Source organism: Peribacillus sp. ACCC06369, from assembly GCF_030348945.1.
Lineage (GTDB): Bacteria > Bacillota > Bacilli > Bacillales > DSM-1321 > Peribacillus.
Genome location: NZ_JAUCEN010000002.1, coordinates 2,669,669 through 2,683,492, shown reverse-complemented (window position 1 = coordinate 2,683,492; position 13,824 = coordinate 2,669,669). Strand labels below are relative to the sequence as shown.

The window sequence follows — 13,824 nt, the reverse complement described above, 5'->3', positions numbered from 1 at the left end:
ACAAGTTGTTAGAATTGTCATAAGAAACCACAGGGAATTATGACATAAGAAAAAACTTTAAAAATTATTTAAAACACGAAAAGTCGAGACTTCAATATAATGAAGTCTCGACTTTTTGTGTGCCAGGCATGAACATTTGCTTGGTGATAAAATGCTATAGAGATGGGATGAGGAACCATTAGTCAAAGATAAGGGGGTACGCGGTGACACGGAATCTGAAGGAAGCCTTAGATCAATGGTCATTAATCCTGGATATATCGAGAAAGTGATGAATTGATGAAAAGTAATTGAGAAGAGTTTACCGAATTTCAATATAATGTTGTAGAACCCTTGACGGGAAGAATTTGAGGGGCAGTGGTCTTAAGGATACAATAATGGCAGGGGGCATTGTAAAATCTCGTTGGGCTTGTTTTAAACAGTTGTACATAGCTTTACCGCCAACTGAATTGGCTGAGTGAATGGTAATGCGCTTAGCAAATAGTTTTTCTTTAACCATCTTTTGAACAAGCATAAAACCATTTCTAGTTTTATTTAATAAATCATGGTCCAAAGAGAGATGTTCAATATCAAAGTTATGCAATAGCTCTATACATTCATCAATGGTCTCGACTAACACATAACCATCGGGTGCTTTCCGATAGTCATCCAGAAAAACGCTGATTTTCTCCATTTCTTATACACTCCTTCCCTTATAAGGGTGACTAAAAAAAGTAAAATAACCCCAATATAAATATGGTTTTATATATCAAGTCTAACACAACAATGTAAGAAGGTGGCATATTCGACGTTAAAGGATAATATATGACAACATTTCGTAATGAATATTCTTTTTCAACTATCGAGTGCTTACTTCAATAAGAATATTGCTGAGAAAATCAGTGAGCGGATAGACCAGTCGTTCAAAAATCACCTTAAATAAAAAGAGTTTCTTTATAGTTTGAAATAACGGCAAGACAATGCAATGAAGGGGGGAGGAGGCGTTCACTTTTCCCTTTTCTCGAACTAAAACCATTTGATTTTATACATTTACTTGCTCCCGTTTTAACTTACTAATTCTTGGCGTCTCATTCCTGATATTGCGAGTAATTTAAACATTATCTCATTACTATTTCTTTGAGGTCGCGGATCATGTTTAGGTAAATAGTTTGTTAAGCCTCCTGTATGGTTATCTAATTAGGTGAATTGATATTGGCTTAAGTCTTTGAATACCTGGTTTGAATTCAGACGTTATTTCCACTAACTGGTTTTTATCAGTCCGCTTAAACGCCTTTTGAAATATTGAAGTAGGTCATAAGATATGTACGACATAGAAATTATAATGAGTGTCTCAAATAGTTTTAAGAATAAATTGTCAGATATATGATCCATTTTTAATGCCGATAAAATCAAATCAAAAATACTGATGAAGACAACATGAACAATGTATATACCTAGGGCTCTTCCTCCTACTTTAGTAATGAACAAATCCTGCCCCAATGTAGTATTATTTAATGCAAATAAAAAAAGAAATGTAGTTAAAAAGATAGTAGATATAAAATATTCTCCATGACTTCCAGATAATACCTTTTCTGATAAGTATCCTTCTAACACTTGGACAGTAAAGAAGATAAAAATTAATAATAGGTAGGTTTTGGCTGTTATTGCTCTTGACTTTTTAAAGAAATTATCATTCGCAAAGAAGAAGCCCAATGTTGTATAAAAAAGACCAATGAATAAAGCATCCCGTGTACTTATAGGAAAATCGTAGAACACCGAATACGATTGTCCGAAAAGACCTAATAAGTTTAATATTAAGCTGATGATTAAAAGAAGCCTTACTTTTTTAAACTTAAAAAAACTGAATAGAATGATAATACTCCAAATTAATGCGGTTAAAAACCACAATTGGTATCCGCTAGTCCCAGTTCCATAATATATAAGGTCAAGAAATGTAAAATGATTAATGTATTGCTCAAATTCCTTTGGTGCATCTGTAGCAACTTTATAAAGAATAAGAACATCATACATCATATAAAAGAAGAGCCAGCATACATACAGTTTTAAGATTTTTATAATATACCTTTTAAAATAATCTATGGAATCCCTTGTATGCATGATCTTTTTACCGAACAAATAACCAGATGCAGTAAAGAAGAATGGTACTGCAAACCTTGAGAAGTTATCGAGAATAAATAGACCAATCTGGCTATCCCTTGGGAATACATGAATGACTACAACGGAAAAAATTGCAAAAAATTTAATAAAGTCAATCGCGTTATTTCTTTCCATTTGTTCACCCTTTCATAACACTTTTACTACCATTGGTTATCCCCTATATTATGTACACCCAAGAGATTTTTATTTTCTCTTTCTGAATCCAATTACAAGATGCTGTAATAGACTTAAAGGAGGGTGGTTTGTTCATCAAGTAGTAGTGCATCACCTTACGGATAGACATATGTATGCCAAATAGGCAGTCAACTTCTTGTTCGAAGTAATAGCTACCAGGCGTATCATAACAACTTAGGATATTAAACGTGAAGCTTTAACCATTCAGTAGAAAAGGGGGATGCTCTAACTAAGAATAATAAGTGGGATTAACTACTAATGATTTCTTACAGCAAGGTTGACTGAATAAAAACTCTTCAAAAAGAAACTGGGGGGGAAAATGGAAAATGTTATAAATAGGATAAATAATTAGATAGGTTTTATACCAGTTCAACCAGATTTTAGATTTCATCGTCAACATGTAAACGTCCAATGGGCGTTTTTTTATATTTTCATTTTTTCTTTTCATTAGACAAGGCAGGGCATGAATAGAAATGATGGAGGGGTGTTGTTGATGAAAAGCCTGTTTAGAGGAGGCTTGTTAATTTTTCTCTTGGTGGGATGCGGGAACCCGATGAAGGAGGAATTGTTGAGTTATATAAACGAGGATTTGCCACCACTTGCAGAAAAGGAAAGCGAAGTGATTGCACGGTATGAAAGTGTCACGGGCGATAATTATACGAACGATGAAGTAATGTATGCCGCACTCGTCGATGAAGTCCAGCCGAAATACCAATCTTTCATCACTGATTTAGAAGCTGTTGAAATTGAAGAAAAAGAAATAAAAACGATTCATGAAGATTTTATAGAAGCGGCGAACCTTCAGCACAGCGCATTCCTGACGGTCATTTCTGCAATCGAAGAACAAGATCGTGAAAAGATAGACGAAGCGAATCAAAAATTATCAAAAGCGCGTAAAATGATGAGGCAGTATCAAGTGGATCTCAAAACATTGGCGGAAGAAAACGAAATCGAATGGGAAAAGGAAAAATAAATAGAAACGGTTTAATTCTATTCTAGATGAACAAAAATCGTAAATAAACGAAAGATATGTATGGAGGATGTTAGTGAATCAGATGCTCAGTGCAATGGAGTCGGATTTTCCAATGGTAGTAACGAATTAAGTAGCCAAACGAAAACGAGTAAAATGAGCTGGTTAGGGAAATTTATCCATTTTGTGCTTTACTTAAATAAGGGAGGTTGCTTAGGCAATCTTTTTCTTAAAACGTTCACAGGATTGGATTAAAGTAATCAACTATAAGTACACTGATGTCCTGACGTTTTTCAAATAAACTGTATTAATAATGAAGTGATCTTGGGACGTATATGGGATGAAGATAAAGTAATAAAAATCTAATAAAATACATTATTTTAATGAACTAACAGGTGCTTTCTTAAATATTAGGAGCTGATCAGCAGCTCCTTTTCTTATGGCACTAACGTGGCAGGTTAGTAGAAGAGGGAATTAAAACAAAATCATACTTAGATTCTGTTTTTGAAAAAAATTGAGATCGGACTGGAAGGGCTTTTGTAATCTTTCAGAATTACCAATAATATTCTGGATTGTTTGGCGGCAAAAAGGAAAGAGGAAAACTTATTTTTTCACAACTTTATGGGGATATATGAATATACAAAAAGGTACACTTTAAACTAAGTGCACCTTTTTGTTTTATGAATTATATATTTCTCTGTTCATATTCACAATATCTTTACTTGAGAGGGGTTTGAAGTTAGAAGCTGTTAACTTCTCTATTACCTTATCCCGTAGGAATGGGGCTTGTTCTTTATTTGCTTTTTCCAATGCTTTTGTTAGTTCTTCTTTTGTTAGTTCTGTGCAGTATGCAGGAGTTCCTGGCTGTTGTCTCCACGAATCACTTAAAGAACCACTATCTACTGTGTCGAAGCCTAGCTGGTTTACTACGTCCATGATAATTTGTTTTTGTGATACGTCATTACCAGCAATCGCCATGGCAATGCGTCTACTAGTACCTTCGGGTGTTCCTTCATTTTCTAAAGTATAGGCTAACAAGTTGTTGAAAGCTTTGATGATAGGTTTACCTAATTGATTGGAAACCCAAACACTTTCGACCATTGCGTTCTCAATTTCTGCAATTTTATGGTCTCTACTAGGATAATAATTTGAAGTATCTACGACGATTACTTCCTCCCCAACTTGCTCGATAATGTTCCGAATGCTTGGCAGTGCTGTTAAAGGGAGAGATATTATAAGAACTTCAATATTTGTAATTACATCTTCTACAAGCACAGGTGTTCCAGCAAACTCTTTTCCTTCTAAATGTTCAATTCCTCGTGCATCTGCAATTTTGACATCATGTCTAATCTTAACTAATTTTTTAGAAATAATTGACCCGATTGTTCCTGCACCTATAATTCCAAATCTCATTATTGCTCCTCCTAAAGAATTTGTATATCAAAGAATTATTCTACTTAAAGTTAACAATGATATTCTTATCTGAATCAATATCACCTCTTTATCAATCCGTAAACATATCTCATTAGATATAAAAATATTGAGTGTTTTTGTTACATATACTAGAATATAACCAATTCTCATTTTTTTGAAGAAGGCAATAAAAATTGCCATAGTACATTTTTTTGTACGTAACAGTAGAAAGCAGGTGAATAGGTGTCTAGAATATGTAAGGATGGATTTAGGAAAAAATGTATAAAGGAACAGAGAGAAGTATATGGCATTGCCTATACCCAAAACATACTCTCAGGACGTTGGAAATATCTCATTCTTTGGTTTATAAAGTCCACAGAGCGCCGTTATAGTGAAATCAAAGCTTTTTTAGGGGATATTTCACAAGGTTCTCTTACAAAGCAACTTCGAGAACTAGAAACAGCTGGTTTAATTAATCGCAAAATTTATCCAGAGGTTCCTCCTCGTGTTGAGTATTCATTAACCTCAAAAGGGGAAGAACTCATTCCTATTATTGATTTAATGGAAGAATTCGGGAAGAAGTTTGGGGAGCAGGTAGACTAACCAAAGCTAGCACATCCATCGTTAACCTCAGAATTCAATAACTAATTGGTAGATAAAGTAAAAGTTATGGGGGAGAAATCGTTCTAACGGCAGCTTTTTCTTTTACGATAAAAATTTGTAAAGAAATGTACTTAAAGTAACGGGTGCTTTACTTCATTATCAAGAGCTGATCAGCAGCTCTTTTTCTTATGGAACTAAAGGGGGAGGATAGGGAAGGAAACAATTAGCATCAGGGAGAATAATATTTTGAGGTGACTTTAGATTGAAAAAATATGGTGTAGCAATTCTTTATCTATTAGAATGATGCAAAGAAAATCGGTGAGCGGGTAAACCAGCTCGTTCTAAAATCTCTTTAAATATTTTATGCAATCCCCGAGGATTTAATGGCTTATTTTTTTGATTATAAAAGATCGGTTCACTATAATGTTTTTGCTGCTCTAAAAGAGTTTCTTTATAGTCATGAAATATCGGTAAGACAATGGGATGAAGGGGGAGGAGGCGTTCTTTTTTCCCTTTTCCTCGAACTAAAATGGTTTGATTTTCTAAATTAACTTGCTCCCATGTTAAATCCACTAATTCTTGACGTCTCATTCCTGTTGTTGCGAGTAGTTTAAACATTAATTCATTTCTAATTCTTTGGGGGCGCAGATCATGTTCTAAACAGGTAAATAATTTGTGTAGCTCCTGTAAGGTCATATATTTAGGTAAATACTTATCGGCTTTAGGTGCTTGAATACCTGCCTGAAGTCAGACTTCATGTAATTTTCTTTTAAACAATATTTACTAAATGATTTTAAGCACGAAATGCGACGTTGTAGCGTTCTTGACTTAATACTATGATTAATGACCTGATCTTGCACAAAACGCCGCACACTGGACAATGTGAGTTCATCTAAGTCCAATGATCGGTTGTTAGCCGTTAAAAACTCACCGTAGAGCTAAGATGTTCAAGGAGTAATTTTTCTCAACTTCTAAGTACATGAGATAATCATCCGAAGATTGAACGTAATTCATAATTATCAGACCCCCTGGGAATTATTCGGTCCAACCCAAGGAATTATGTTCGAAACCATTTATTATGAGAACTAACCGACTTATAGGAAGAACCCAGACAGTTATCGGAAGCAGCAATGAATACTATAGTCAAACTCGAACCAAGTAAGGGGTAATAATGAATCTTATGGGAACTTGAAGCTGTGACCATTTGGTACTATTATATTTTATTCTAGTTTACATAATATATATTATAGGAAGTGATAATTTTTATGTTAATTTTGTCTCATATCTTAAGAATACTTAACTTAGTGAGACAAGACGCAAATTTTTATATTTAATCATTGCTATTATTTTTATCTATAATCTTTTTATCTAATTACAAATTAATACTTTAAAACTTTTAGTAAGTATCAATACAGACAGTTTAGTGAAAAAATGATTAATCTTCATATTTTATAGTAAAGATAAACATTGGCATACAGATTTCCAGGATATAAGTTAATTACAATCAGTAATGTCTAATGTCATTTAATTTCCTGTTTTTTATGAACCTTAATTCTCTGTTAATTGCTAACATATTCTGTTTTACGCCAATTTTAGTTATGTGTGCCATTATTTAATTAATACACTTTAGTTCATTTATTATTTACGATACTTAGTCATTTTACTCTCAGGATCTCTAATTGACTTGTTGTAGTAATTAAATCTATTGTATTATTACCCTTCTTGTAAAAAACCGAAGCTCCTTCACTTTCCCCCTTTTTCCATCCATCCGCTTTAAGGGCTAATTCATATCGATATGGAATGCCGTTTTCTTCTGTTGCTCTTGACCAATTATACCTTTTCCCTTGTTCATTTATATGAACCAATTCAGCATTTCTAGGTACAGGAAATCCGTATAAATCTTCAGTAGTATTGTATTGTGACATAGTTATGAAGTAATAAATGATTCCCCCAATATCAATAACACTGCTATGGCGAGTGCCCAATTAATCTTTTTCTTCAATTTGCAGAATCCTTCCTTAAGACATATTTTTAGACGAGACTATAAGAATCGTTATCTACAAATTCTATATTGATCTAAATTAACCTCTCCAACAGACCTAATCTGCCTATTTTATTATTCTGATATATAAATTAAATGGTAAAATGAGAAATATCACGGGTTAACACTTATAAAAAGTTATATAAATATAGTTTGTTCTAATGACGACTCAATAGCTTTTTTACTTTAAATTCCGCTTTATTACTGAAAGTGATGATGGGATCCTCTATTTAGCCACAATATCCCCTAAAAGACTTCTTAATTTAACTTATAGCTATAGCACGAATTAATACCATTTATAAATGATTAAAAACCTTAATTCAATGATGATCAATCTGCTCTGTTGTGAAATCTATTTTTTAAAAAAAAATGGAAAGTATTGCGATATTAAGGACAAAAACAAGTTTTGACAGCTTTCATAAGTCCAACATGCAATGGATCAATAGGAACTGCCATGTGTTATAAGGTAAACCTTCAAATCGTTGTTTTGAAACACTATCCACTTTTAGCAAATAAGTTCTCTGGTATCTTGAGTAGAATTCAATTATATATAAATCGTAAAGATTAACTTCGCTTTTTACATTTTATAAAAAATGATTCAAAGTGAAGCAAAGTTCAGGAATCAAAGCAGCTTATAGGCACATGCCAGATGTCATAAGAATTGTCTAAAGCACTAAGGTATAGTCAGATTAAAGGGAGTAAAATACTTCTTTTATGAGTCCTACGGATTGACCACACGACCAGATGCCTCCGTCTAAATTTCCTTCAAAGTATACTTTTTTGCTTCTTTGTCCCGTAATTAGAGGAATTAATTCCTCTATAGTGGCCCCTTCACTTTCAAGTTTGTCCACTTCTTTACTGACGGCATTTAATGCTACACGCGATGGGCTCCCTATATTCCGTTGGATGACAACCGTATCCATTTCATTGGCTGATACCATCCAGTTCTTCACGTTATCATGAATGGGCGCTTCTTTGGTTGCCATGAAGCGAGTCCCCATGACGATACCTTCAGCACCGAGTGACAATGCACTAATGAGGCCTCTGCCATCTGAAAATCCCCCGCCTGCTATCACAGGTATAGTAACAGAGTCAACGACTCTAGGGAGCATGACAAGCGTACCTACATCCCCCATGCCAGGATGCCCGCCTGTTTCATTCCCTACAATAATAATGGCATCGACACCTAATTTCTCTGCCGATATTGCGTTTTTGACGTTCGCTACCTTATGTATCACGGTAAAGCCGTGCTCTTTAAGTTTGGGCATTAAACTCTCTGGGCTTCGGCCACTCGTTTCAACAATTTTTACATCTTCGTCAATCAAAATATCGATGAACTGATCATTCGGGGTTGCCGTTTGACTTGGAAACAGGTTCAGGTTGACAGCAAAGGGTTTCTTGGTCAAAGTTTTCACTTTACGTATTTCATCACGAAGACCTTCCGGTGTCACCTGTGTTTTCGAAGTGATGATGCCTAGTCCCCCCGCTTCTGAAACAGCGGCTGCGAGCGGGGCTCGTCCAACTTGAAACATCCCGCCGCAAATAATCGGATATTCAATCCTTTATAATTCAGTAATTCTCGTTTTCAATTGTCATACCCCTTTCGATTTTCCTGGATTTCTATTAATCATTCGTTTTTAGATAATGTACGTTGCCCGGACTATAAACCATACTTATGGAGCCGCTTGTAAAATGTACTTCTTGGTATATCCATCAACTTTGCTGCAGCAGTGACATTTCCTCTTGATTTTTGTAATGCCTCTAACATTAGATCCCGTTGAATTTTTTCACGGATCGTCAGTTCATTTTCCTTGAATCCTTTTTTATTGCCTTCCTCAAATGGAGGGGAATCCTCATGCCGGGTAACGGGCTGTGAAGGCATGGAGTTCAATACATTAACATAATCCAGAGGTCCTTCTGCAAGTAAGATGGTCAATCGCTGAAGTACATTTTGCAGTTCTCTTATATTGCCTGGCCAATTATAATCCTTTAAATGATTAAATAATTCTTCCGTTAATGGAATATTCCATTTATTCTTCGAACACAAGTAGTTCACTATATAAGGAATGTCTTCAATCCTATCCCTTAAGGGAGGTACATGAATGGGGTAAACGTTCAACCTATAGTATAAATCTTTACGAAAGGACCCTTCATTGACAAGCTCTTCAAGATTACGGTGCGTTGCAGTGATGATGCGAATATCCAATGAAATGCTTTTTGTGCCACCGATTGGAACGATTTTTCTTTCCTGAAGTACACGCAGTAAGGCAACTTGCATCGCTAGAGGGATTTCACCGATTTCATCGAGAAAAATGGTCCCTCCATTTGCCTGCTCGAACTTCCCTTTGTGCCCTTGCCGTTTAGCCCCTGTAAAAGCGCCATCAACATACCCGAATAATTCACTCTCCATTAAATCTCTAGGGATGGCTCCGCAATTTATCGTGACGAACGGACTATTTTTACGAGAGCCATTTTCATGGATAGCCATGGCAATTAGCTCTTTTCCGACCCCGGTTTCACCATGTATATATACATTAGCTTCTGCCGGTGCAACAAGCTTCACTTTATGTAATGTGTTTTGAAAGGATTCACTAATCCCTCTTTCCCCTTTGAAGTCAAACACTTCTGATCGGAATGAAGCAGGAAAAATGGTTTTATGACCATGATTCTCTGACAAGAATATACACTTACCGGAAATCCTATTATCTACTTTAGAGGGAAGCGGGTTTTCCTTAACGATTCGATATCCATGATTTAATAGTTCGGCCAATGCCATGCCAAGGGATTGAGGAATTTTTTTGCGAACCTGTTTGCTGGCTGATATGATCATTTCTTTTTGATTACAAACGATAAAAGGCAGATCTGGATAGGTTTCTGCAAGTTCTATCGAGTGCTGGGTCAGTGCGAGCTCCTTTTTATAGGAACGCACTCCCATTTCCTGTTCGATCGTATAAGCCAAATTGGCTACCATACCCAGCATGGATGGATGGAAATATTCCACTGGACAAGATATATCCAAAACGCCCAATATCTTACCGTCTTCATTTAAAATGGGCTTAGCAGAGCAACTCCATTTATGTGAGGCAATGGAATAGTGTTCAGTACCTTGGATCATAACGGCTTCACCCGTTTTCAAAGCTGTTCCAATTGCGTTCGTTCCGACCTCACCCTCCGTCCATCGTACGCCTTCCACAAAATTTATTTTGCCTGCCTCATTTAGGATTTTCTCGTTTCCGGAAAGTGATAGGACATATCCATCGGGATCGACTAACAAAGCCATCATTCCCGATTCTTTTATCGATTTATCCATCCTTGATAATTGGGGTGATGCCACTTCCAACAGGAATGAGTTTTTTTCTCTTTGAATTTCCAATGATTCATTCGTCAAAATGTGCTTCCCTTTATTAAGGTACGGGTTGACTTGATCTTTTTTGCAGCGATACCAAGATTCCATGATTCGCTTGTTCAGGCGATTTGAATCGAGAACCCCTTCACTGACAAAGCGTTCCCATGTACGAAGATAACAACTAGTGGATAGCATATAATCCTCCTCTAATCATTTGGTTTGAACCTTCAAAAGTGAAAATATATCTAGTCAATCTACAGGGAAAATACCAAGGAGTAATATAAAAGGATTTTAATCGAGGTCCATTTAATTATAGTAGATTATGTATCCGCTTACAATATATAGATTGAGTTTACCAAAAAAGCTTCATGTGTATAATCACATGAAGCTTCTCTATCAATATATATTGGCTGGTTTATGAAAAAAGTTAGTATATATCCAATAATAGTTTTAAGAATGGACAGCTTGACCTACAACGTTTAGTAGTGCCTCATGTATGGATTCCGACAAGGTTGGATGCGCCGCTACTAACTCTTCCATCATATCTACCGTTATTTCTGCATGCAGCATGACCGTTCCTTGACCGATCAATTCTGTTGCATGTTGGCCGACAATGGAAAAACCTAGAATTTCATTATATTGTGGGTTCACTAGGACTTTGACCTTTCCTACCGGTTTATTGGAAAGGATAGCTTTCCCATTTGCCGAAAAAGAGAATTCACCAACTTTAATTTCCCCATATTTTTTACGCGCTTCTTTTTCAGTCAAGCCTACACTAGCAATCTCTGGGGAGGTATAAATGCAGCGGGGGATTGCCTGGTAATTCACTTGTGCAAATTGACCACAGGCATTCAGAGCCGCCACTCGCCCTTCATGAAAAGCAACATGGGCAAGTTGTATGCCCCCTATCACATCACCACAGGCATAAATGGATGGATTGCCTGTTTGCATTCGATCATCCACCGAGATGCCATATCGGGAAAAATCAATACCGTTTCCCTCTAGTCCCATCCCGTTCACTCTTGGTTTTCTCCCTATTGACACCAGTATGTAATCAGCTTGAAGTTCTTCCGATTTGCCATCGCTTTTCTCCAAAAATACCGTCCTACTGGTAAAATTGATATTCTTTACAGATGTAGAGGTATGGACTGTTACGCCCTGGCTTTTCAATTCTTTATGCAGGAAGCCCGAGATATCATCATCTTCGCCTGGAAGTAGCTTTTCCCCCATCTCGATAACGGTTACCTTGGTACCCATCCTACTGTAAATACTGGCAAATTCACATCCGATGACGCCGCCTCCGATAATTAGCAGTGAATCGGGGAGGGCTGGAAGTGCCATGGCCTGTCCACTGTGGATGATCCATTGACCATCAAACGGGGCAAAAGGCAATGGAATCGGTTCAGACCCAGTTGAAATGATGACCTTACTAGCATCAATCTCTTGATGTTCATTTCCGTTCTTGATCTGTAATCGATTGCTCGTTAGGAAAGACGCTCTTCCCTGAATGACTTTTATTTTATTCTTACTCATTAAATATTGAATGCCGTTCACTAGTTTAGAAATGACATCATTCTTTCGTTCCTGAACGGCTTCCCAATCGACTTCAATTGAATTGGAAGGTATGCGAATTCCCATTTGACCAGCACTTTTCACCAATTCATACGTATCCGCACTTTCTAATAATGACTTCGTTGGCATGCACCCTTCGTTTAAACAGGTTCCCCCCAATGGACCGTCGACTATCAATATGACCTCCTTATCCTGCTGGGCAGCAGTGATTGCCGCTACATACCCAGCAGGACCTCCACCTATAATGGCTATACGATTCAAGTGTTTTTCCTCCCATTCTATAAAATCACGGTGATCGGCTCTTCTAAATACCGTTTTAGTGTCTGTAAAAAGGCAGAAGCGGGAGCTCCGTCGAGTACACGGTGATCAAAAGTTAAACTGAGCGGCAAGATCGTTCTCCTTTCCAATTCATCGCCAATATAGAGGGGGGTATCATAAGCAGATCCAATTCCAAGTATCCCTGTTTCCGGTGTATTCAGAATCGGTGTAAAGTGCTCAACTCCGTATGCCCCCAGGTTACTGATGGTAAAAGTCGACCCTTGCATGTCTTCACTAGGCAATTGACCGTCACGTGCCTGCCTAGCCAGTTCCTTACCCTTTTTCGATAACTGCCTTATTGTACAACTTTCGGCATTTCTTATGACTGGAACAACGAGCCCTTTCTCCAAGGCCACTGCTAATCCAAGATGTACATGCTCATACAAATGGATGTTATCTTCAATATAAGCACTATTCATTTTAGGATGTTCTTTTAGTGAAAGTACGACAGCTTTGGCAACAAAGTCTGTTATCGTAAGTTTAGTTGATTCATGTTTTTGTAGTACACCAGCAGCTTGTTTTTGCAATATGACTAAATCGGTGACATCAACTTTCATCGTGAGAGTTAATTGGGCACTGCTTTGCAAGCTCTCCATCATACGTTTGGCAATGATATTCCTCATTCCGGTCACAGGAACCCGCTGGGGACTATCTAAAGGATGTTGGGGATCCGTTATTCTTTCTTCGCTATTTACAGACTTGGCATCCCTTTTCTCAATTACTTTCTGTACATCTTCTTTAGTAATTCTCCCGCCTGGTCCTGTGCCTTGGACCTTCTCAATGTCAAGATTGGCTGCCTGTGCCATTTTTCGCGCAACCGGGGTGATCATCAATCGATCTCCCATTGGCAAAATGGGTGACTCTTTGGTATTCGGCGTTACTTGTTCATGAATTTCCGGCTCGGTTTCTTCAGTAACAGGTTCATTGCTAATAATTTTTTCATTCGGATTTCCGATATGACAGATAACGGTTCCTGGGGGTACACCTTGTCCTTCTTGAACAGCTATGTTCAGGATGGTACCATCCGCTGGAGATTCAATATCCATTTCTATTTTCTCCGAATTGATGCTGGCTATTGCTTCACCTTTTTCGACCGGATCGCCAACCTCCTTACTCCATAACGAAACAGTGCCTTCTTTCATTGCCATGCCCAATTTCGGCATTACCACTTCGACCGCCATATCAATTTCCTCCCTTCAGAATTTGTTTTCTGTGGTCATTTTTTGTTTTTGC

Annotated in this window: 11 protein-coding genes and 1 pseudogene; 2 read left to right on the top strand and 10 right to left on the bottom strand. The window is 37.1% G+C overall.

All coding sequences use genetic code 11. The annotated features are described in order from the left end of the window. Positions 1 to 298 precede the first annotated feature (298 nt). A complete protein-coding gene (locus QUF78_RS13905; RefSeq protein ID WP_289325110.1) occupies positions 299 to 670 on the bottom strand; it encodes a cyclic-phosphate processing receiver domain-containing protein in 372 nt (123 codons plus the stop codon). A 566-nt stretch (positions 671 to 1,236) separates the two neighbouring features. Next, positions 1,237 to 2,268 carry an acyltransferase family protein gene (locus QUF78_RS13900; RefSeq protein ID WP_289325109.1) on the bottom strand — a complete coding sequence of 344 codons (1,032 nt, stop codon included), beginning with the start codon at positions 2,266 to 2,268 and terminating at the stop codon, positions 1,237 to 1,239. A gap of 553 nt (positions 2,269 to 2,821) precedes the next feature. Between QUF78_RS13900 and QUF78_RS13895 the strand changes: the two genes are divergently transcribed. Beyond that, positions 2,822 to 3,301 carry a hypothetical protein gene (locus QUF78_RS13895; RefSeq protein WP_289325108.1) on the top strand — a complete coding sequence of 160 codons (480 nt, stop codon included), beginning with the start codon at positions 2,822 to 2,824 and terminating at the stop codon, positions 3,299 to 3,301. 675 nt (positions 3,302 to 3,976) lie between these two features. On the opposite strand, the gene QUF78_RS13890 is transcribed toward QUF78_RS13895, so the two are convergent. Then, positions 3,977 to 4,711, bottom strand: coding sequence for an NADPH-dependent F420 reductase (locus QUF78_RS13890; RefSeq protein WP_289325107.1), 735 nt, complete (start codon positions 4,709 to 4,711; stop codon positions 3,977 to 3,979). Between the two features lie 243 nt (positions 4,712 to 4,954). On the opposite strand from QUF78_RS13890, the gene QUF78_RS13885 reads away from it, so the two are divergent. Then, positions 4,955 to 5,314, top strand: a complete 360-nt coding sequence (locus QUF78_RS13885) for a winged helix-turn-helix transcriptional regulator (RefSeq protein ID WP_289325106.1) — start codon at positions 4,955 to 4,957, stop codon at positions 5,312 to 5,314. A 288-nt stretch (positions 5,315 to 5,602) separates the two neighbouring features. Here the strand turns inward: QUF78_RS13885 and QUF78_RS13880 are convergent, their stop codons facing one another. From QUF78_RS13880 to QUF78_RS13855, 7 genes and pseudogenes are all read right to left on the bottom strand, one after another. Further along, on the bottom strand, positions 5,603 to 6,010 hold the full coding sequence (locus tag QUF78_RS13880) for a tyrosine-type recombinase/integrase (RefSeq protein WP_289325105.1): 408 nt from the start codon (positions 6,008 to 6,010) through the stop codon (positions 5,603 to 5,605). Then, positions 6,007 to 6,231, bottom strand: a pseudogene (locus QUF78_RS27855) (hypothetical protein); the annotation flags it as partial. The gene QUF78_RS13880 and the pseudogene QUF78_RS27855, both read right to left, overlap by 4 nt. Positions 6,232 to 6,969: 738 nt before the next feature. Then, on the bottom strand, positions 6,970 to 7,299 hold the full coding sequence (locus tag QUF78_RS13875) for a hypothetical protein (protein WP_289325104.1): 330 nt from the start codon (positions 7,297 to 7,299) through the stop codon (positions 6,970 to 6,972). Positions 7,300 to 8,044: 745 nt separating this feature from the next. Further along, positions 8,045 to 8,902 carry an NAD(P)H-dependent flavin oxidoreductase gene (locus QUF78_RS13870; RefSeq protein WP_289327316.1) on the bottom strand — a complete coding sequence of 286 codons (858 nt, stop codon included), beginning with the start codon at positions 8,900 to 8,902 and terminating at the stop codon, positions 8,045 to 8,047. Between the two features lie 113 nt (positions 8,903 to 9,015). Then, entirely contained in the window at positions 9,016 to 10,896 is a 1,881-nt protein-coding gene (locus QUF78_RS13865; protein WP_289325103.1) for a sigma-54-dependent Fis family transcriptional regulator, read from the bottom strand. Positions 10,897 to 11,151: 255 nt separating this feature from the next. After that, the gene (lpdA, locus tag QUF78_RS13860) at positions 11,152 to 12,534 is read right to left on the bottom strand and encodes a dihydrolipoyl dehydrogenase (RefSeq protein ID WP_289325102.1); all 1,383 of its coding nucleotides are present in this window, start codon (positions 12,532 to 12,534) and stop codon (positions 11,152 to 11,154) included. 17 nt (positions 12,535 to 12,551) lie between these two features. Then, positions 12,552 to 13,772, bottom strand: a complete 1,221-nt coding sequence (locus QUF78_RS13855) for a dihydrolipoamide acetyltransferase family protein (protein WP_289325101.1) — start codon at positions 13,770 to 13,772, stop codon at positions 12,552 to 12,554. Positions 13,773 to 13,824: the final 52 nt, after the last annotated feature.